Annotated in this window: 16 protein-coding genes; 7 read left to right on the top strand and 9 right to left on the bottom strand. The window is 72.2% G+C overall.

All coding sequences use genetic code 11. From position 1 onward, the window contains the following. Positions 1-193: 193 nt before the first annotated feature. The 4 genes from ACWGDE_RS08430 to ACWGDE_RS08415 all read right to left on the bottom strand — a co-directional run bounded on the left by ACWGDE_RS08430 (position 194) and on the right by ACWGDE_RS08415 (position 5,695). Positions 194-817 (bottom strand): GntR family transcriptional regulator, encoded by a 624-nt coding sequence (locus ACWGDE_RS08430; protein WP_453388223.1) that lies wholly within the window; start codon positions 815-817, stop codon positions 194-196. A 235-nt stretch (positions 818-1,052) separates the two neighbouring features. Next, positions 1,053-2,465 carry a 2-oxoglutarate dehydrogenase, E2 component, dihydrolipoamide succinyltransferase gene (gene sucB, locus ACWGDE_RS08425; RefSeq protein ID WP_453388222.1) on the bottom strand — a complete coding sequence of 471 codons (1,413 nt, stop codon included), beginning with the start codon at positions 2,463-2,465 and terminating at the stop codon, positions 1,053-1,055. Positions 2,466-2,471: 6 nt separating this feature from the next. Beyond that, on the bottom strand, positions 2,472-3,860 hold the full coding sequence (gene lpdA / locus ACWGDE_RS08420; RefSeq protein ID WP_453388213.1) for a dihydrolipoyl dehydrogenase: 1,389 nt from the start codon (positions 3,858-3,860) through the stop codon (positions 2,472-2,474). 305 nt (positions 3,861-4,165) lie between these two features. Next, complete coding sequence (locus ACWGDE_RS08415) at positions 4,166-5,695, bottom strand: leucyl aminopeptidase (RefSeq protein WP_453388212.1); 1,530 nt, start codon at positions 5,693-5,695, stop codon at positions 4,166-4,168. 433 nt (positions 5,696-6,128) lie between these two features. Between ACWGDE_RS08415 and ACWGDE_RS08410 the strand changes: the two genes are divergently transcribed. From ACWGDE_RS08410 to ACWGDE_RS08385, 6 genes are all read left to right on the top strand, one after another. Next, positions 6,129-6,335 (top strand): hypothetical protein, encoded by a 207-nt coding sequence (locus tag ACWGDE_RS08410; RefSeq protein ID WP_453388211.1) that lies wholly within the window; start codon positions 6,129-6,131, stop codon positions 6,333-6,335. A 182-nt stretch (positions 6,336-6,517) separates the two neighbouring features. After that, positions 6,518-8,542, top strand: coding sequence for a hypothetical protein (locus ACWGDE_RS08405; protein WP_453388210.1), 2,025 nt, complete (start codon positions 6,518-6,520; stop codon positions 8,540-8,542). A gap of 158 nt (positions 8,543-8,700) precedes the next feature. Beyond that, on the top strand, positions 8,701-10,227 hold the full coding sequence (gene pelF / locus ACWGDE_RS08400; RefSeq protein WP_453388209.1) for a GT4 family glycosyltransferase PelF: 1,527 nt from the start codon (positions 8,701-8,703) through the stop codon (positions 10,225-10,227). Continuing rightward, complete coding sequence (locus ACWGDE_RS08395) at positions 10,224-11,753, top strand: hypothetical protein (RefSeq protein WP_453388208.1); 1,530 nt, start codon at positions 10,224-10,226, stop codon at positions 11,751-11,753. Before pelF ends, ACWGDE_RS08395 begins: the two co-directional genes overlap by 4 nt. 43 nt (positions 11,754-11,796) lie before the next feature. After that, a complete protein-coding gene (locus ACWGDE_RS08390) occupies positions 11,797-12,489 on the top strand; it encodes a spherulation-specific family 4 protein (protein ID WP_453388207.1) in 693 nt (230 codons plus the stop codon). Continuing rightward, positions 12,486-13,316 carry an endo alpha-1,4 polygalactosaminidase gene (locus tag ACWGDE_RS08385; protein ID WP_453388206.1) on the top strand — a complete coding sequence of 277 codons (831 nt, stop codon included), beginning with the start codon at positions 12,486-12,488 and terminating at the stop codon, positions 13,314-13,316. Before ACWGDE_RS08390 ends, ACWGDE_RS08385 begins: the two co-directional genes overlap by 4 nt. Before the next feature lie 67 nt (positions 13,317-13,383). Here ACWGDE_RS08385 and ACWGDE_RS08380 read toward each other — a convergent pair whose 3' ends face one another. The 5 genes from ACWGDE_RS08380 to ACWGDE_RS08360 form a co-directional block, all read right to left on the bottom strand. Continuing rightward, a complete protein-coding gene (locus tag ACWGDE_RS08380; protein WP_453388205.1) occupies positions 13,384-14,616 on the bottom strand; it encodes a sensor histidine kinase in 1,233 nt (410 codons plus the stop codon). 33 nt (positions 14,617-14,649) lie between these two features. Further along, positions 14,650-15,369 carry a hypothetical protein gene (locus ACWGDE_RS08375; protein WP_453388204.1) on the bottom strand — a complete coding sequence of 240 codons (720 nt, stop codon included), beginning with the start codon at positions 15,367-15,369 and terminating at the stop codon, positions 14,650-14,652. Then, positions 15,366-17,282 carry a phosphatidylglycerol lysyltransferase domain-containing protein gene (locus ACWGDE_RS08370; protein WP_453388203.1) on the bottom strand — a complete coding sequence of 639 codons (1,917 nt, stop codon included), beginning with the start codon at positions 17,280-17,282 and terminating at the stop codon, positions 15,366-15,368. The genes ACWGDE_RS08375 and ACWGDE_RS08370 overlap by 4 nt, the downstream gene beginning before the upstream one ends. A gap of 99 nt (positions 17,283-17,381) precedes the next feature. Then, positions 17,382-18,443 (bottom strand): nicotinate-nucleotide--dimethylbenzimidazole phosphoribosyltransferase, encoded by a 1,062-nt coding sequence (cobT, locus tag ACWGDE_RS08365; RefSeq protein WP_453388202.1) that lies wholly within the window; start codon positions 18,441-18,443, stop codon positions 17,382-17,384. A gap of 74 nt (positions 18,444-18,517) precedes the next feature. Next, complete coding sequence (locus ACWGDE_RS08360; protein WP_453388201.1) at positions 18,518-19,723, bottom strand: bifunctional adenosylcobinamide kinase/adenosylcobinamide-phosphate guanylyltransferase; 1,206 nt, start codon at positions 19,721-19,723, stop codon at positions 18,518-18,520. Between the two features lie 104 nt (positions 19,724-19,827). Between ACWGDE_RS08360 and ACWGDE_RS08355 the strand changes: the two genes are divergently transcribed. Next, a complete protein-coding gene (locus tag ACWGDE_RS08355) occupies positions 19,828-20,040 on the top strand; it encodes a hypothetical protein (protein WP_453388200.1) in 213 nt (70 codons plus the stop codon). The last annotated feature ends 43 nt before the right edge of the window (positions 20,041-20,083 follow it).

Here is a 20,083-nt window from a genome sequence, read left to right as displayed (position 1 = left end):
GGTCGTTGGACCCGGTTGGGGTCCGCGGATGACTGTAAGACGCTGATCGATGATCGATCAAATGAAAGTGAAAAAGAAACGTCCATATGACAAAAGTCGGCACCGGGTGCCAGGAAATCAGGCACCCGGTGCCGGGCAAATCACCACAAGCTGGGTGTCGGGCAACGGATGAAGCGGCCAAGCGGGGACAAGATCACGCCCGCGGCGCACACCCCAGGACGTGCCTCTTCACGAGCAGACCGATGTCCGGGTCCTGGTTGCGGAAGGCGTCCACGAGGGCTTCGTGCTCCTCGGCGTAGGACTTCTGGACGGTTCCCAGCCACCGGATGGACAGGGCCGTGAAGACCTCGATGCCCAGGGACTCCCAGGTGTGCAGCAGCACGCTGTTCCCCGCGGCCCGCACCATCTCCCGGTGGAAGCCCACGGTGTGCCGCACCTGCGCCGTGCCGTCCGCGCTGCGGTCGGCGTCCCACAGGGCCGCCACGTGCGGTTCCAGGGCCGTGCAGTCGAGGGCGAGACGGGGAGCGGCCAGCTCGGCGGCGATCTGCTCCAGGCCCGCCCGGACCGGGTAGATCTCCTCCAGGTCCGCCGCCGACAGGTTCCGTACGCGCACGCCCTTGTTCGGCGCCGACTCGATCAGCCGCAGCGTCTCCAGCTCGCGCAGGGCCTCGCGCACGGGCGTCTGGCTGACCTCCAGCTCCACGGCGATCCGGCGCTCCACGATCCGCTCACCGGGCTTCCAGCGCCCGCTGACGATCCCCTCCACGATGTGCTCGCGGATCTGCTCGCGCAGCGAGTGCACGACGGGTGGGGTGATCATCGGGGCTTCATCTCCTGGTGGGTGTGCAGGGTCATGCGGGGCCTGATGCGTAGACAATACGGCCGCTCCGGTCGTCGCGATGCGTTCCGGGTCGGGGGCGCAGGGTGAGGCTGGTTACAGGGACGCCCGCGGGGGCGCCCGGAGACGGCCCAGCGTACGACGACGGCGCCCCCGCCCGGGAGTTGTATCCGGGCGGGGGCGCCGTACGCGACAGCTTCTGTCGCGGAGAGCCTTACAGGCCGAGCTCGACCTCGAACTCGCCGGCCTCGAGGATCGCCTTGACGGCCGAGAGGTACCGGGCCGCGTCCGCGCCGTCCACCAGGCGGTGGTCGTAGGACAGGGTCAGGTACGTCATGTCGCGGATGCCGATGTTCGTGCCCTCGGTGGTCTCGATGACCACCGGGCGCTTGACCGTCGCGCCGATGCCCAGGATGGCGACCTGGTTCGGGGGCACGATGACCGTGTCGAACAGCGCACCGCGCGAGCCGGTGTTGCTGATGGTGAAGGTCGCGCCCGACAGCTCGTCCGGCGTGATCTTGTTGCCGCGGACCTTGGAGGCCAGGTCGGCGGTGGCCTTGGAGATGCCCGCCAGGTTGAGGTCGCCCGCACCCTTGATGACCGGGGTCATCAAGCCCTTCTCGGAGTCCACGGCGATGCCGATGTTCTCCGAGTCGAAGTAGGTGATGGTGCCCTCGTCCTCGTTGATCCGGGCGTTGACGACCGCGTGGGCCTTCAGCGCCTGGGCAGCGGCCTTGACGAAGAACGGCATCGGGGACAGCTTGACGCCCTCGCGGGCGAGGAAGCCGGCCTTGGCCTTCTCGCGCAGCTTCATGATCTTGGTGATGTCCACCTCGACCACGGAGCTGAGCTGCGCCTGCGAGTGCAGGGCCTTCATCATGTTGTCGCCGATGACCTTGCGCATGCGGGTCATCTTGACCGTCTGACCGCGCAGCTCGGAGACCGCGGCGGCCGGAGCCTTGGCGGCGGGAGCGGCGGCGGCCGGAGCCGGGGCGGCAGCGGCGGCCTTGGCGGCCTCGGCGGCGGCCAGGACGTCCTGCTTGCGGATGCGGCCACCGACACCGGTGCCCGAGACCGTGGACAGGTTGACGCCGGACTCCGAGGCGAGCTTGCGCACCAGCGGGGTCACGTACGCGCCCTCGTCACCGGCGGAAACCGGGGCGGCGGGGGCGGCCGGGGCCACGGGGGCTACCGGCGCCGGAGCGGCCACGGGGGCCGGGGCGGCGACGGGAGCCGGAGCGGCGACCGCGGGAGCGGCCACGACCGGAGCCGGGGCGGCGACCGGAGCGGCGGCGACCGGAGCCGGAGCCGCGGCGGCCGGGGCGGCCGCGGGGGCCGCGCCGGCGACACCGATGACGGCCAGACGGGCGCCGACCTCGGCGTTCTCGTCCTCGGCGACCAGGATCTCCAGCAGGACGCCGGCGACCGGGGCGGGGATCTCGGTGTCGACCTTGTCGGTCGAGACCTCGAGCAGCGGCTCGTCGGCCTCGACGCGCTCGCCCTCGGCCTTCAGCCAGCGGGTGACAGTGCCCTCGGTGACGCTCTCACCGAGCGCCGGAAGGGTTACGGAAACCGACATGGTTTCAGTTGCTCCTAACGAATGTGCGGATGTGGTCGTCGCGCCCAGTGACGATTAGTCGTGTGCGTGCAGGGGCTTGCCGGCGAGCGCCAGGTGCGCCTCGCCCATCGCCTCGTTCTGCGTCGGGTGCGCGTGGATGAGCTGCGCGACCTCGGCCGGCAGTGCTTCCCAGTTGTAGATCAGCTGGGCTTCGCCGACCTGCTCGCCCATCCGGTCACCGACCATGTGGACGCCGACCACGGCACCGTCCTTGACCTGGACGAGCTTGATCTCGCCCGCGGTCTTCAGGATCTTGCTCTTGCCGTTGCCCGCCAGGTTGTACTTGAGGGCCACGACCTTGTCCGCGCCGTAGATCTCCTTGGCCTTGGCCTCGGTGATGCCGACGGAGGCGACCTCGGGGTGGCAGTACGTGACGCGCGGGACACCGTCGTAGTCGATCGGGACGGTCTTGAGACCGGCCAGACGCTCCGCCACCAGGATGCCCTCGGCGAAGCCGACGTGCGCGAGCTGGAGGGTCGGGGCGAGGTCACCGACGGCCGAGATGGTCGGCACGTTGGTCTGCATGTACTCGTCGACCAGGACGTAGCCGCGGTCCATCGCGACGCCCTGCTCCTCGTAGCCCAGGCCCTGGGAGACGGGGCCGCGGCCGATCGCGACCAGCAGCACCTCCGCCTCGAAGGTCTTGCCGTCGGCGAGGGTGACCCGCACACCGTTCTCGGTGTACTCGGCCTTGTCGAAGAAGGTGCCGAGGTTGAACTTGATCCCGCGCTTGCGGAACGCCCGCTCCAGCAGCTTCGAGCTGTTCTCGTCCTCGACCGGGACGAGGTGCTTGAGGCCCTCGACGATGGTGACGTCGGTGCCGAAGGACTTCCACGCCGAGGCGAACTCGACGCCGATGACGCCGCCGCCCAGGACGATGGCGGACTCGGGCACGCGGTCCAGGACCAGCGCGTGGTCCGAGGAGATGATGCGGTTGCCGTCGATGTTCAGGCCCGGCAGCGAGCGCGGCACGGAGCCGGTCGCGAGCAGCACGTGGCGGCCCTGGATGCGCTGGCCGTTCACGTCGACGGACGTCGGCGAGGAGAGGCGGCCCTCACCCTCGATGTAGGTCAGCTTGCGGGAGGCGACCAGACCCTGCAGGCCCTTGTACAGGCCCGCGATGATGTCGTCCTTGTACTTGTGCACACCCGCGATGTCGATGCCCTCGAAGGTGGCCTTGACACCGAACTGGGCGGCCTCGCGAGCCTGGTCCGCGATCTCGCCCGCGTGCAGCAGAGCCTTCGTGGGGATGCAGCCGTTGTGCAGGCAGGTGCCGCCGAGCTTGTTCTTCTCGATCAGGGCAACGTCCAGACCCAGCTGGGATGCGCGCAGCGCCGCGGCGTAACCGCCACTGCCGCCGCCGAGGATCACTAGGTCGAAAACGGTGCTGGCGTCGTTCGCCACGTCACGTCCTCCATGCATGTGCGCCGAGCACCGGTCCTCTGTGACCGGGCGGCGGCTGGTATACGGCCGCTTGTTTCTTCGGCCCTGTGGTGGGGGCCCTGTCCTGCCGAGAACCCATCTTCGCATTTGTCGGCGGAACGCGGGACGGCGGGCCCGCCCTGTGACAGGTCGATCTGCCCGAACCGGGGGTTACCGCAGCGTAGAAACCTACGGATTTCGTTGTCGGTGAACAGGCCCCGGCCTCGATCGGAAAAACTGATCAAGGCCGGGGCCGTCTTGGTTCACCTGCCGCTGTGCCGGAGGCGTCAGCCCAGGTCGCCCGTGGCCGTGCGCTCGGCCAGGCGCACCAGGGTGCGGACGGCGGAGCCGGTGCCGCCCTTGGGGGTGTAGCCGTACGGGGCGCCCTCGTGGAAGGCGGGGCCCGCGATGTCGAGGTGGGCCCAGGTGATGCCCTCGCCGACGAACTCCTGGAGGAAGAGGCCGGCCACCAGGCCGCCGCCCATGCGGACACCCATGTTGGCGATGTCGGCGGTGGGGGAGTCCATGGACTTGCGCAGGTCCGCGGGGAGCGGCATCGGCCAGGAGGCCTCGCCGACCTCCTCGGCGATCTCGTGGACCGAGGTGCGGAAGGCGTCGTCGTTGGCCATGATGCCGAAGGTGCGGTCGCCCAGGGCCATCATCATGGCGCCCGTCAGGGTGGCGACGTCGACGATCGCGTCCGGGTTGTCCTCGGAGGCCTTGGTCAGCGCGTCGCCCAGGACCAGACGGCCCTCGGCGTCGGTGTTGAGGACCTCGACGGTCTTGCCGCTGTACATGCGCAGCACGTCGCCGGGCTTGGTCGCGGAGCCGGAGGGCATGTTCTCGGCGAGCGCGAGCCAGCCGGTCACGTTGACCTGGAGGCCGAGCTTGGAGGCCGCGACGACGGAGGCGAAGACGGCGGCGGCGCCGGCCATGTCGCACTTCATCGTCTCGTTGTGGCCGGCCGGCTTCAGGGAGATGCCGCCGGAGTCGTAGGTGATGCCCTTGCCGACGAAGGCGAGGGTCTTCTCCGCCTTGGGGTGGGTGTAGGTGAGCTTCACCAGGCGCGGCGGGTTCTCGGAGCCCTTGCCGACGCCCATGATGCCGCCGTAGCCACCCTTGATCAGGGCCTTCTCGTCCAGGACCTGGACCTTGATGCCGTTCTCCTTCGCGGTCGCGGACGCGACGGCGGCGAAGGCCTCGGGGGTGAGGTCGTTCGGCGGGGTGTTGACCAGGTCGCGGGCGATGTTGACCTCGGTCGCCACGACGACGGCGCGCTCGGCGGCGGCCTTGTGGTCCTTGTCGCGCGGCTTGGCGCCGAGCAGGGCCACCTCGGACAGGGGCAGCTTCGGGCCGCCGTTCTTGGAGGCCTTCTTCTCGCCGCCCTGGTACGCGGTGAAGGCGTACGCGCCCAGCAGCGCGCCCTCGGCCACGGCCGTGACGGCGGAGGCGTCGTCGAGGGGGAGCGCGAAGGCGGCCTTCTTGGAGCCGTGCAGGGCGCGGGCGGCGGCACCGGCGGCGCGGCGCAGCGTCTCCTCGTCGTACGACTCGTCCGTCTCGGGGACGGGGCCCAGCCCGACCGCCAGCACGACCGGGACCTTGAGGCCGTCCGGGGCCGGCAGCTTGGTGATCTCGCCTTCGGCGCCCGTGGCACCGAGCGCGTCGAGCACGGCGGCGAGCTTTCCGTCGTACGCCTTGTCCACGGCCTCGGCGCCCGCGGCCACGACGGGGCCCTTCGGGCCCTTCGCGACACCGACGACGAGGGCGTCGGCGCGCAGCGTCGCCGGTCCGGCAGTGCTGAGAGTCAGAGCAGTCACGGTGGTGAAGTCTCGCTTCCGTTTTGGTGGTGTGGGCCGAGTGGGTGGCCGGCCGTCCGTAGCGATCGTATTCGGGCCCGATGGCCGCCGGAAATGAGCCTACGCGTACGTAGTCGTCCGCACGCCACTCGAAGGTTTGGCAAGTTGTTCGATCAAGGGGCTGCCGGGTTCACCCATCTGTGGCCTCTGTTCCAGGTTTGCCTCATAGACCTGACGAGGTCCGAGAGACTCGCTCCAGTCCCGCCGAAAGGCACGGGGTTCCTTTGCGTAACTGGATCCTCCTCCCCTGGGGAGGGGGCCCGTCGGCCGCATTGGCCGAGGGCCGCCGTTGCGGCGCCGGCCAACGGCATGCATGTGGAGGTGAAAGAAGTTGGCCACGTACCACGTAGGACGCGAGACGAGCCGGGAATCCGGCGCGGTACATGATCGTCCGATGGCCAAGTCGGCCCGGGCCTGCGCCTATTGTGGAGTCACTGGAACCCCGCTCCGCGACGCGGCAGTCGTCAATGCCACCCGCCGGGCCCCGGGGCACTCCCTCGGCGCGGCTTTCCCCGCGGTGCGCACCGCGCCGGGTGGCCGCACCGACCCCACCGGCAGCACCGACGGCGCCGACGGCCTCGACGGCGTCGAAGGCATCTGACCGTCCCCGGCGATCCGAGGGGATCTCCGGCGCCCCGTGCCTCCGGTCCCAGGGATCCGTTTGCTCCCCCGGCGTACGCAGGGGGTTTCCACGAGAGAAGTCCGTCACATTCCACAGAGCCTCCCCGGCCCGGCCCGACGCCAGGGCCCGAGTCGAGGACGCCTGCGGGGGGAAAGGCCGAAATGGTCAAGAAGAACCGGATGAACAGGCTCGCCGCCGTTTGCTTCGCGGCCGCCATAGCGTCCGTGGCAGTACCCGGAGCGGCCGCCCAGGCGGCGGTCACTCCGCGCATCGACCTGAGGGTCCTCGTCGTCGACGACGGCGGCAGCTCGGTCGAGGCGATCACGGCGGAACTCCGCGACACCGGAGTCCCGTACACCCGCGTCGACCTGTCCAGCGGCAGCCGCCCGGTGGTCAACGCGGCGTTCCTCGCCGACACGGTCGACGGGCGGCCGCGCGCCAAGTTCCAGGGCGTGGTGCTGCCGAACGAGAACCCGTTCGGCGCCGGCTCGGCCGAGATGGCCGCGCTCACCGCGTACGAGACCACGTACGGGATCCGCCAGGTGGACGCCTACACCTGGGCGCACCCGGGGGTCGGTCTGGAGTACACCGACAACGGCGGTTACAGCGGCACGCTCGACGGCACCCAGGCCGCCGTCACCGCGGCGGGCAAGGCGGGCCCCTTCGCCTACCTCGGGGGCCAGGTCGCCTTCGAGGACAACTCGCCGCTGATCCCGGAGAGCTACGGGTTCATGGCCAAACCGCGGACCGGCTACACCAGTTACCTCGACGCCCCCGTCGGCTCCGGGCGGGCCTCGCTCGTCGGCGAGTACACCCACGACGGGCGCAGCGAACTGGTCGTCACCTTCGGCTACAACCAGTACCAGCAGCAGTTCCGGCTGCTGGCGCGCGGCATCGTCGAGTGGGTCACCCAGGGCGTCCACCTCGGCCAGGAGCGCAACTACTTCGCGGTCCACGTGGACGACGTCTTCGCCCCGGACGCGCGCTGGAACAAGGACCTCAACTGCACGCCCGGCGACTACGCCTGCGCGGGCGGCGAGGGCAAGGAGTCCACGATCCGGATGACGGCCGCCGACGCCCAGTACCTGGCGCAGTGGCAGACGTCCAAGAACTTCAAGCTCGACCTGCTCTTCAACGCGGGCGCGGGGGAGGAGTGGAAGGCGGAGAACGGCAACACCGACGCCCTGACCGCCCAGCTGGTCGCCGACCGGGCGAAGTACCGGTGGATGAACCACACCTACACCCACCCGTTCCTCGGCTGTGTCCAGGACACCACCACGATCCCCTGGACCTGCACGAAGAACGCCCAGGGCGCCGTCAACTGGATGAGCCGCGCGGAGATCTCGGCGCAGATCCGGGACAACAACAACTGGGCCGCGTCCAAGGGCATCACCACCGACCGCTCCGAGCTGGTCACCGGTGAGCACTCCGGCCTCAAGACCCTTCCGCAGCAGGGCCAGGACAACCCCAACCTGGCCGGCGCGCTCGCCGACAACGGCGTGAAGTGGGCGGGCAGCGACAACTCCCGCGAGCCCGTGCAGCGGCCGGTGGGCGCCGCGCTGACCGTGCCCCGGTACCCGATGAACGTGTACTACAACACGGGCACCAACGCCGAGATGGCCGACGAGTACAACTGGATCTACACCAGTCGGGCCGACGGCGGCAGCGGCATCTGCGAGGACAACCCGGGCACCTCCACCTGCCTGCCGGCCCCGCTCGACGCCGGCACCGGCTACCTGAACTACATCGTGCCGGCCGAGTCCAGGACGGCCCTGCGCCACGTCCTGAACAACGACCCGCGCCCGCACTACGTGCACCAGAGCAACCTCGCCGAGGACCGCACCCTCTACCCGGTGCTCAACCAGGTCCTCGACACCTACCGCGTGCTCTACGCGCCCAGCGCGCCGATCGTGAACCAGAGCATGAAGGACACCGGCGTCGAACTGCAGCGCCGCGCGGCCTGGGACGCCGCCGTCGCCGCCAACCAGGTCACCGCCTACCGCATCGGCAAGGACGTCACCGTCAAGGCGCCCTCCGGTGTCGTCGCGCCGGTCACCGCGCCGACGGGCACGAAGAAGCAGCTCCTGCTCGGCACCGCCGACTTCGGCACCGCCTACGCGGGGTCCCGGTCCACCTGGACGGCGCCCGAGCTGCTCCAGAGCGCCGTCACGCTGCACATGCCCTGACGGCGTACGTGCCCTGACCGCGTACCCGCCTGAACCGCGTGCGCGCCCGTGACCACCGGGTCGTACGACCAGGCCAGGCAGCACACGCACCACCTAGCGCCGGCGCTCCTCGAACCACGGGCGCCGGCCCCTTTTCCGTCCTTGGGGGGACACACCGCATGAGCCATGGGCGCCATGTCACCATGCTCACCGAAGGCACCTACCCGCACGTCCACGGGGGCGTCAGCACCTGGTGCGACCAACTGGTACGCGGCATGCCGGAGGTCGACTTCAACGTCATAGCCCTGACCGGCTCCGGACGCGAGCCGGTCACCTGGGAGCTGCCGCGCAACGTCTACCGCCACACCGCCGTTCCGCTCTGGGGGCCCGCGCCGGCCAGGAAACTGGGTTCCGGCCTGCGGGGGAAGGCCCGGCGCCGCTTCACCGAGACCTACGAGACCTTCCTGCTCTCGCTGCTCGACCCCGACCCCGCCGGCTCCGCGCGCGGCTTCTCCGAGGCCCTGCGCGAACTGGCCGTACTGGCCCGCTCCGGCCGGCTCGCCCCGGCCCTGCGCTCCGAATCGGTCCTGCGCCTGCTCATGACCGTCTGGACCCGCCCCGGCCTCGTGACCGCCGACGCCCGGCCCACCATCCACGACGCGCTCACCGCCACCGACCTGCTGGAACACGCGCTGCGCCCGCTGTCCGTGCGCATTCCGCCCGACAGCGTCGCGCACGCGGTCAGCAGCGGACTGGCCACCCTCCCGGCGCTCGCCGCCAAGTACCTCGACGACGTCCCGTTCCTCCTCACCGAGCACGGGATCTACCTGCGCGAGCGCTACCTCGGCTACCGCAGCGCCGAACAGCGCTGGCCCGTCAAGGCGTTGATGCTCGGCTTCTACCGGGAGCTCAACACCGAGGGCTACCGGCAGGCCGACCTGATCACCCCGTGCAACCAGTACAACCGCCGGTGGGAGGAGCGCGGGGGCGCCGCCTCCGACCGGATCCGCACCGTCTACAACGGCGTCGACCCGCACGCCTTCCCCGAGGCGGGACCCGAACCGGAGGTCCCCACCCTCAGCTGGTGCGGCCGGATCGACCCGATCAAGGACCTCGAAACCCTGATCCGGGCCTACGCGTTCATGCGCGAGGAGCTGCCCGCCCTGCGGCTGCGCCTCTTCGGCCCGGTCCCGGCCGGCTGCGAGGAGTACAAGACCGAGCTGGAGAAGCTGGCCGCCGAACTCGGGGTGAGCGACGGGATCAGTTGGGAAGGCCGCATCAGCGAGGTCGCCAAGGCCTACGCGGCCGGCTCCGTCGTGATGCTCTCCTCCATCAGCGAGGGCTTCCCCTTCTCCATCATCGAAGCCATGTCCTGCGGCCGCACCACCGTCTCCACCGATGTCGGCGGGGTCCGCGAGGCCGTCGGGGACACCGGCCTCGTCGTGCCGCCGCGCGAGCCGGAGACGATGGCCCGCGCCACCCTCGCCCTGCTCCGCGACGACGAACGCCGCGCCGAGCTGGGCCGGTTGTCCCGCAAGCGGGTGGTCGAGAAGTTCACGCTCCACCAGTCCGTGGACGGCTTCCGGCACATCTACCGCGAACTCGCGGGCCAGCCCGTCCTGCCCGTCCACGTGGGCGACGAGTGGACCCAGCGGCTCGCCGACCCCTGGTACAAGGAACTGGCCGCCGACGGGAGCCTGTGGTGAGCGGATCACTTTGGCTGAAAGTACCCGGTGGCGACACGCTGCCGGCCGTCCCGCGGCCCCGGAAGGACGCCGTGCCCGCCGCGGATCCGATGGACGAGCTCGCCGGGCGCCTGGACGTCCTCATCGCGGCCGCCGTCCACCCGGACGAGATCGCCGCCATCCTCGAGTCCGACGGGATGACCGACGAGCACATCCGGCTCACCTACGGGCGCCAGGACTCCTTCGGCCTCGCCGAGGAGCTCTACGCCCGGGTGCCGCGCTCCTTCCCGGAGCCCGAGCGCGTCCCCGACCCCTGGAAGGTCTCCCTCACCGCCTGCCTGCTGCGCGGGGTGATCTTCGCCCTGCCCGGCCTCGCCTACCTGCTGGGCGCACCCCTCCTGGAGGGCCCCAAGGACCGGCTGGGGCTGCCCGCCGGAACGCTGACCCTCCTCGCCGGGGCGCTCATCGGCTGGGTCTGGGACCAGAGCCTGTCCCACCGGGCCTACTCCTGGCTCGGCCTCGGCGACCGGGCCGCCGCCGGGCGGACCCTGCTGCTCGGCGCCCCCGCCGGGGCCCTGCTCGGCACCGCGGCCGCGTTGTCGGTGCCCGGCGGGCCCCCGTTCTCGTACGCCTTCGCCGCCGGCCAGGCCCTGTACGTCGGGGCCGCCACCGTGCTGCTCGTCCTCGGGCAGGAGCGGGTGCTGCTCGCCGCGCTCGCGCCGATGGCCTGCGGAGCGGTGCTCACGCTCATGGTGGAACTGCCCATTCCGGTACGGGTCTGCCTGCTGGCGCTCTCCCTCGTGGCCGCCTGCGCGCTGGCCCTGCGGGAACTCCCCGTGGCCGACGGCGTACGGGCCCTCGTGCTCCGGGTACGGGGCTGGAGCGAGCGCCGGCCGGGCGAACGGGGCCCGGTCCGCTGGCAGATGCTGCGCGGCGCCGAGGAGGAGTACGCGCCGCGCGGCCCCCGGATCGGGGACTCCGTCCCGTACGGGGTCTTCGGCCTGGGCACCGGCCTGCTCGTGCTGTACGCCGCCCTCGGGGAGGTGCTCGCGGGCGGCCCCGCCGAGGCGGTCGCGGCCCCCTCGGCGGTGGCCCTCACGCTCAGCATGGGCCCCGCCGAATGGCTGCTCCACCGGTTCCGCAGCGGCAGCCTCGCCGGACTGAGGGCGGCCCGCTCGCCCCGCCAGTTCTGGCTGCGGATGCTCGCCACCCTGGCCCAGTGCCTCGCCGCCTACCTCGCGGTGCTGCTGGCCCTCGGCCTCACCGGAACCCTGCTCTGGCCCGGCGCGCCCGGCCTGACCTGGATGCGCACCGCCACCCTGCTGCTGCTCGGCGCCGTGATGTGGACCGGGCTGCTCCTGCAGTCCTTCGGGGCCGTGCGGCCCGCCGCGGTGGTCGTGGCCTCGGCCGCCGTCGCGCAGAGCCTGGCCCTGCTCCTCGGGGTGGGCCAGCCGCGCACCGTACAACTCGCCGTCGCCGCGGTCGCGGCCCTCGCGCTGGGCACGCTGGTCTGCCTGCTGCTGGGCCGGGCGACGGCCCACCGCTGATGGGGCCACAGCCGGCGGAGCCACCGCCGACGGCCCACCGAAGATGCACGTGAACCCGTACGAGAAGAAGGACCCCATGCTGCTGGTGCCCCTCTACGAGCACCCCGCCGACCGGCCCGAGGACTGGGAGCTGCTCATCCGCTCCGCGCCCCGGCTCCACTCGGTGGTGCTCAACCCCGACAGCGGGCCGGGCGACGCCCCCGACGAGCGGTTCGCCGTCGTCGCCGAGCGGCTGCGCGAGGCCGGGGTGCCCGTCCTGGGGTACGCCGACACCGACTACGGGCGCCGCCCGCACGCCGCCGTCGTCCAGGACCTGCTGCGCCACCGCGACTGGTACGGCGCCGACGGGGCCTTCCTCGACCAGGCCGCCGCCGGCCCGGAGTTCCTGGCGCACTACGGGCGGCTCGGCGTCGCCGCGCGGGCCGCCGGGGCCCGCACCCTCGTCCTCAACCACGGAGTGCACCCGCACCCCGGCTACGCCGCACTCGCCGACCTGCTCGTCACCTTCGAGGGCCCCTGGGACGCCTACCGGGACGCCGCCGCCGTACCGCCGTGGACGGCCGACCACCCCGCCCAGCGGTTCTGCCACCTCGTGTACGCCGTCCCGCCGGGCGCCCCCGCCGAGCTCGCCGGGCAACTCGCCGCCCAGCGGGGGGCGGCCGTGCACTGTGCGGTCCCCGGGACCGGCGCGCACCCCTGGGGGACCCTCCCGTACGCCCTGGAGGCCGCCGGATGAGGCTCCCGTACGCGGGCCGCCTGCTGCTGCTCGTACCGCTGCTGCTCCTCGCGGCCTGCACCTCCGCGCCGGACGAGGACGACGCGGACCTGCCGGACGACCTCTCGCCCGCCCCGGCGCCGGGGGAGATCTGGCGGCCCCCGCCCGGCGTCGGCTGGCAGTGGCAGCTCACCGGGAAGCTGGACACCTCGGTGAAGGCGGCCGTCTACGACGTCGACGGGTTCACCACCACCAAGGAGCAGGTCGCCGAGTTGGAGGCGGCCGGCCGGCGGACCGTCTGCTACCTCTCCACGGGCGCCTGGGAGGACTTCCGGCCGGACGCCGCGGCCTTCCCGCCGGCCCTGCGGGGCGAGGGCAACGGCTGGGAGGGCGAGCGCTGGCTCGACATCCGGCGGCTCGCGGAGCTGGAGCCGCTGATGGCCGCGCGGTTGGACATGTGCCGGGACAAGGGCTTCGACGCGGTGGAGCCGGACAACATGGACGGCTACCGCAACAAGTCCGGGTTCCCGCTCACCGCCGACGACCAGCTGAAGTACAACCGGCTGATCGCGAAGCTCGCGCACGACCGGGGGCTGTCGGTCGGGCTGAAGAACGACCTGGACCAGATCCCGCAGCTGGTGGGGGAGTTCGACTTCGCGGTCAACGAGCAGTGCATGCAGTACGACGAGTGCGACAAGCTCGCCCCCTTCGTGAAGGCGGGCAAGGCGGTCTTCCACGTGGAGTACGAGAAGCCGCTCGCGCAGTGGTGCCCGCGCGCGCTGGAGGCGAAGTTCAGCTCGCTCCAGAAGAAGTACGAACTGGGCGTCTGGCGCCAGGTCTGCCACTAGCGGGGGCGCACGCGGTACGGGGCCCGGCCCGGCAGGCTCCGGGAGGGCAGGCTCCGGGAGGCCCTGCCTAGCCCACCGGGAGGATCGCGTGCACCCGGTAGCCGCCCCCGAACCGGGGGCCGGCGAAGCAGGAGCCGCCCAGGGCGACGGCCCGCTCGCGCATCCCGAGCAGCCCGTGCCCGCCGCCCGCGTCCACGGGCTGCGGTGGGGAGTCGGCCGGGGTGCCGCCGTCGTCCAGCACGGTCACCTCCACCGAGCCACCCACCCGGACCACGCTGACCTCGGCGTCCGCCCCCGGCCCGGCGTGCTTGCGCACGTTGGTCAGGGCCTCCTGGATCACCCGGTACGCGGCCAGGTCCACGGCGGCCGGCAGGGGAGCCGCGGCGGGGCCGTCGGGCCGGCCCAGCTGGACCATCACCTTCACCGGGAGCCCGGCGTGCCGGAAGGTGTCCACGAGGTCGTCCAGTACGGCCAGCCCCGGCGCGGGCTCGGTCGGCGCCTCCGGATCGCCGGACTGGCGCAGCAGCCCGACGGTGGCCCGCAGCTCGTTCAGCGCGGAGCGGCTGGCGTCGCGGACGTGGGCGAGGGCCTCCTTCGCCTGGTCCGGGCGCTTGTCCATGACGTGCGCGGCCACCCCGGCCTGCACGTTGACCAGGGCGATGTGGTGGGCCACCACGTCGTGGAGGTCCCGGGCGATCCGCAGCCGCTCCTCCGCGACCCGTCGCCGGGCCTCCTCCTCGCGGGTCCGCTCGGCGCGCTCGGCCCGCTCCTGGATGGCGTCGATGAAGGCCCGGCGGCTGCGCACCGCGTCCCCGGCGGCCGCGGCCATGCCGGTCCAGGCGAAGATCCCGATGTTCTCCTGCGCGTACCAGGGCAGCGGTCCGGCCAGCATGGCCACGCCGGTCAGTCCGGCCATGGTGATCAGGCCGACCTTCCAGGTGGTGGGCCGGTCGCTGCGGGAGGCCAGCGTGTAGAGGGCGATCACCGTGCACATGGCGACGGGCGCCCGCGGCTCCCCGGTGGTCAGCTCCAGCAGCGAGAGCCCGATCGTCGCGGCCAGAACGGTGCGCGGCCGCCGGCGCCGCAGCACCAGTACGGCCGCGCCGAGCACCATCAGGACGAGCGAGAACGGCTCGGGGGTACGGGTCCCGAAGGTCGGTCCGTGCACCCCGTGCGGGTTGGCGAAGGAGCCGACGACCATGGCCAGGAGTGCCCCGAGCGCGAGCACGGCGTCGCTGGCGAGCGGATGGTCCCGCGTCCACTGCCGGGCGGAGCCGAAGCGTCCGGGGTGAGTCGTCACCCCGATACGGTACGGCCTGCCCGCACCCCACCCCTATGCCCGGTGCGAGCTCCGCGGCGGGGACGCGGGCGGACGCAGGCCGAGGGGGGTGCGGGAGCGCTCCGGGCCCCACTTGGCGCGCACGAAGCACAGCACCATCACCGAGGCGATGGCCGCCAGGTGCTCCTTGCCCGCCAGGTTGTCCTTGAACAGCAGCTCGCCGATCATCACCACGATGACCACGGTGCCGGTCAGGTACGCCCGGTAGCGCCAGCAGACGTAGATGGCGAGCCCGACCACCGCCGCCGAGGGCCCGGTGTCGTTGACGATCCGGTCCGAGACCGGCAGCCCGAAGGGGTGGTCCGCGCCGAGCGAGAGCCCGATCCGCGCGTACGTGGTCCCGGCCAGGGTGGCGAGGTAGCCGATGGCCAGGGTGCGCCACCAGCCGATGCAGATCTCCGAGATCCCGAAGACCAGCAGGATCTGGGCGAGCGCACCCCACACCGGCAGGTCCAGGGCGGGCACGAACAGGGACAGGGGGGTCCGCAGCAGGGCCAGCCAGAGCGGGTCGACGGCTTTGACCGACCCGATGTTCTGGACCGGCTGGAAGCCCCATGACGTGTTCTGCACGATCTGGAAGACCGAGGTCAGACAGACCGCGCCGATCGTCATCGGGATCGCCCGCCACTTGTCGTGGACGAGCGCGTCCCGGATCGTCCAGTACAGGGGCCCCCACTCGCGGCGGGCGAACCGCCGCAGTGAGGCAGTCGTCAACGCTTGCTCTCCAGATGTCTGCGGTGCATCCACTTCGGCAGGCCGGGGGCTTCCAGGAACCCCTCGGCCCGGCCCGCCGCGATGCCGATCCGCAGCAGGTCCGAACTCTTCTCGAAGAGCATGAACCGCGGTTCCCAGATCGGCCGGTATTTGGCGTTGGCCCGGTAGAGGGACTCGATCTGCCACCAGCGCGAGAAGAAGCTCAGCAGCGAGCGCCACATGCGCAGCACCGGACCGGCGCCGAGCTTCGACCCACGTTCGAAGACGGATCGGAACATCGCGAAGTTGAGCGAGACCTGTGTGACGCCGATCTCCTTTGAGCGCTCCAGGAGTTCGATGACCATGAACTCCATCAGACCGTTCTCGGAATCGCGGTCACGGCGCATCAGATCCAGCGACAGGCCCTTGGGTCCCCACGGCACGAAGGACAGCACGGCCCGCAGGCCGCCGTCCCCGTCGAAGCACTCCAGCATCACGCACTGGCCGTCGCCGGGATCGCCCAGTCGGCCCAGCGCCATGGAGAAGCCGCGCTCGGTCGCGCCGTCGCGCCAGTCGTCGGCGCGCAGCAGGAGCACGTCCATCTCGTCGAACGGGATGTCGGCGTGTCGGCGGATGCGGACGGTGTACCCGGCCCGCTTGACGCGGTTGTAGGCCTGGCGGACGGTCCGCATGGCGCGGCCCTCCAGGGTGAACTCGGCGGTCTCCACGATCGCCTCGTCGCCCAGCTCCAGGGCGTCCAGTCCGTGCCGGGCGTAGATCTGCCCGGCTTCCTCGCTCGCGCCCATCACCGCGGGGACCCAGCCGTGTTCGCGGGCCTCGGCCAGCCAGGGGTCGATGGCGCCGGGCCAGGCCTCGGGGTCGCCGATCGGGTCGCCGGAGGCCAGCGACACCCCGCCGACGACGCGGTAGGTGACGGCGGCCTTGCCGGTGGGGGACCAGATGACGGACTTCTCGCGGCGCAGCGAGAAGTAGCCCAGGGAGTCGCGGTCGCCGTGCTTGGCGAGCAGCGCGCGCAGCTTCTCCTCGTCCTCCTCGTCGATCGGGTCGACGGCGCGGCGCGAGCGGAAGGCGGCGAACAGCACGGCGAGCAGCAGCATCGTCGACATGACGTTGATCGTGACGTCCACCCAGCTGGGGGTGGTGATCGCGTTGTACGCCCTGCCGTCGGGCGCCAGGGTGATCAGCCGCATCACCCCGTACCGCCAGCGGGCCAGGAACGTGGCGTCGGCGGCGTCCGGGTCGGTGTTGGTCGCGCCGACCAGCAGGGCGGCGACCAGCGAGGTCACCAGCAGGCCGAGGGAGGCGACGAGGCTGGCCAGCAGCGGGTTGGAGCGGTCGCCCTTGGCGTAGAACTCCCGGCGGCCCAGCAGCAGGCCGCCGACGAAGAGCGCGGTCAGCGCGAAGGCCACCCAGTTCTGGGCGTGGGTGCGGAACTCCGGGTAGCAGAAGTCGTACGTGTCTCCCGAGCACGGGGCGAAGGAGGCGACGGCCGCCGTCACGAACGCCAGCAGCAGCAGCCCGCTCAGGACCAGGTTGAGGATCCAGGCGGCCCGCTTGCGGCGGCCCATGGTGACGGTGAGCAGCAGCGAGAAGGCCGCGGAGGCGAAGCCCGCCGTGAGCAGGTACGGGGTGTAGAAATCGGCGGTGCTGTGCCGGCGCAGGTCCTGGCCGAGCGAGAACCACACCGCGCTGAGGAAGTTGACGAAGGTGACGGCGCGCAGGTACCACACCACGAACGCGGCGCTGCGGCGCGATCGCGCGCTTCCCCGGCCGCGTTCCCGGTCGTTGCCGGTGCCGTTCCCCTGGCCGGGCCCCTGGACCTTCTCCTGGCGGCCGCCCCCTGATGTGCCGTTGCCGTTCGGATCCCCACCGGTTCCCCGGTCGGTCTTCCGCTCGGTCTCTGCGCTGCTCAAACGGACCTCTCCCATAAAAAGCGATGATATGGGGCGTTGCGGTCCGTGCTCGGCGGTCCGGAGGACCACGGCCTGGTCAGGACCGCGGGCCCCGGTGACTCAGTCCTTCGGCTCGTCCGCCCGCTCCGGGAGTTCCGCCGCGAGTGCGGCGGCCGCCTGGACGAGGGGAAGAGCCAGCAATGCCCCGGTTCCTTCTCCCACAGTGACGCCGTGGTCGAGCACGGGGTTGAGCGCCATCCGGTCCAGGGCCTTGGCCTGGCCCGGCTCCCCGCTGGCCTGTCCGGCCAGCCACCAGTCCGGGGCCCGGAACGCGGCCCGCTGGGCCACCAGTCCGCAGGCCGCCGAGACGACCCCGTCGAGGATGACGGGGGTCCGGCGCACCGCGCACTGGAGCAGGAATCCGGTGATCGCGGCGACGTCCGCGCCGCCGACGGCCGCGAGCAGGGCCACCTGATCCCCGAGTACGGGCCGGGCGCGTCGCAGCGCGTCGCGAATGGCCGCGCACTTGCGCATCCAGGTCAGGTCGTCGATGGGCACACCGCCGCGGCCGGTGACGACGGAGGCGTCCGTACCGCACAGGGCGGCGACGAGCGTCGCGGCGACGGTGGTTCCGCCGACGCTCAGGTCACCGAGAACGACCAGGTCGGTCCCGGAGTCGGCTTCCTCGTCCGCGATCCGCATGCCGAGCCGCAGGGCCGCCGCGGCCTCCTCGGCCGTCAGCGCGTCCTCCACGTCGATGCGTCCGCTGCCGCTGCGCACGCGGTGCCGGGTGATCTCCTCGGGCAGCAGCGCGGGGTCGCACTCCAGGCCCGCGTCGACGATCCGTACGGAGGCGCCGAACCGCGCGGCGAGGACGGCGACGGGGCTCGTCCCGTCGAGCACGGCCCGCACCAGCTCGTGGGTGCTGCCGGCGGGCCGTACGGACACCCCCTCGGCGGCGATCCCGTGGTCGGCGGCGAACAGGACGACGCGCGGCCGCTCGATCGGCGCGACCGGCACCCGCCCCTGCGCGGCGGCCAGCCACTCGGCGAGCTCGTCAAGCCGCCCCAGCGCACCGACCGGCACGGCCAGCCGCTCACGGCGTTCCTCGGCATCACGCCGCACGCCCCCGTCGGGGCGCTCGATCAGATCGGAGAAGTCGTCGAGATTCAGCGTGGTCATCTGCCAGAGAGTACAGCCGAGCCCCAGCGGGCCCGAACGGCCTGGGGGCTCCGGAACGGCCCGTGCCGCGGGGGCTATTCCTTCAGGACCGTCACCTGGCCCGCCACCGCCAGCAGTACGTGCTCGCACTCGCCCGCGACCTCGGCGTTCAGCCGGCCCAGCTCGTCTCGGAACCGCCGCCCCGAGGCGGTCGCGGGGACCACCCCCGAGCCGACCTCGTTGCTGACGAGCACCACGGGACGGCGGGTCGCGCGGACGGCGGCCACCAGCGCGGAGGTCCGTTCCCGGAGCTCCTTGGCGCCGTGCTCCGCCCAGACCGCGTCGTCCCAGGCGCCCGCCCGGTCCATCGCGTCCGTCAGCCACAGCGACAGGCAGTCGATCAGCAGCGGCGGCCCTTCTTCCTCCAGCAGCGGCACCAGCTCGCAGGTCTCCACCGTCCGCCAGGAGGACGGCCGACGCTCCCGGTGCAGTCCGACCCGCGCGGCCCACTCCGCGTCGCCGTCCCGGGTACCGCCCGTGGCCACGTAGACGACCTCGGGGAAGCCGGTCAGCCGCCGCTCCGCCTCGTACGACTTCCCGGACCGGGCCCCGCCCAGGACCAGCGTCCGGCGCGGCACGGCCGGCGCCGGGCGGTACTCCCCGGCCGTCACCGTCGTCCCGTCCGGCACCGCCCGCGCTCCCGCGGCGGCGCAGCGGCGCTCCAGCTCCGGGCCCGGCGGGGCGTCGTGGTCCAGGTGGACGGCGATCACGTCCGTGGACGGGCCCACCGCACCGCTCGCCCGCAGCCGGGCCATGGCCTCCGGCCGGCCGAGCACGTCCGCGAGGACCACGTCGTACGGGCGCCGCGCGCTCGTGCCGTTGGTACCGGCGGGAGCGCCGCCCGGCGGCAAGTACAGCACCCGGCCGCCGTCCGGCCCGGTCACCTCGTACCCGGTGCCCGGCGCGTCCATCGGCACCGCCCGCACCCGGTGCCCGGAGATCACCGCGAGCTCCCGCCCGTCCGGCACCCGCCCCGCGGCCGGCAGCCCCGGCGGAAGCTCGACGGCCGGGCCGTCGTGCGGATGGGTCAGCAGGACCTGCCGTACGGCGGCCAGCGAGTGCCCCGCGCGGGCGCCCGCGAGCACGGCTCCGGGGGTCAGGTCGAGCAGCAGCGCCCCGTCGACGAGTACGGACGTCGCGGCGCGCGCCCGGGGGCCGACGCTGACCGCGCAGGCGGCGCAGGGACAGCCGGGGCGGGGCAGTCCTTCGGGTGTGCCGGTGCCGAGCAGAGTGAGTTCCACAGGATGATCCTCCCGCGTCGCCGAGACTGCTGCGCGCCCGGTTAGTCTGCGGGCACACTCAAGGCGAGAAGCGTGCGAGTGGCGGACGAGCAACGGAGGCGGACATGGCGTGGACGTGGCGGTTCGAGTCGGCGGACGGCAGTGAGACGAGCCCGTCGGTGGTGCCGGAGGAGTTCACCACGCAGGGGGACGCCGAGTCGTGGATCGGCGAGTACTGGAAGGACCTGCTGGAGGGCGGTACCGAGAGGGTGAAGCTGTCCGACGACAACGGCACCGAGCTCTACACGATGAGCCTGAGCGAGGCGCTGAACGCCTGAGCCGGGCAGCGAGGAGCCCGGGCCCGTTTCCGGGGCCCGGGCT

The sequence above is a fragment of the Streptomyces sp. NPDC054956 genome, assembly GCF_053609185.1.
Note: the sequence above shows the minus strand (reverse complement) of the source record. Positions and strands in the feature narration are given on the sequence as shown.

What these genes read in the sequence shown, in the direction of transcription:
- ACWGDE_RS08355 (WP_453388200.1), top strand. Translation starts at nt 19,828, where the DNA reads ATGGCGTGGACGTGGCGGTTCGAGTCGGCGGACGGCAGTGAGACGAGC.
- ACWGDE_RS08385 (WP_453388206.1), top strand. Translation starts at nt 12,486, where the DNA reads ATGAGGCTCCCGTACGCGGGCCGCCTGCTGCTGCTCGTACCGCTGCTG.
- ACWGDE_RS08410 (WP_453388211.1), top strand. Translation starts at nt 6,129, where the DNA reads ATGGCCAAGTCGGCCCGGGCCTGCGCCTATTGTGGAGTCACTGGAACC.
- cobT (WP_453388202.1), bottom strand. Translation starts at nt 18,443, where the DNA reads ATGACCACGCTGAATCTCGACGACTTCTCCGATCTGATCGAGCGCCCC.
- ACWGDE_RS08390 (WP_453388207.1), top strand. Translation starts at nt 11,797, where the DNA reads ATGCACGTGAACCCGTACGAGAAGAAGGACCCCATGCTGCTGGTGCCC.
- ACWGDE_RS08405 (WP_453388210.1), top strand. Translation starts at nt 6,518, where the DNA reads ATGGTCAAGAAGAACCGGATGAACAGGCTCGCCGCCGTTTGCTTCGCG.
- pelF (WP_453388209.1), top strand. Translation starts at nt 8,701, where the DNA reads ATGAGCCATGGGCGCCATGTCACCATGCTCACCGAAGGCACCTACCCG.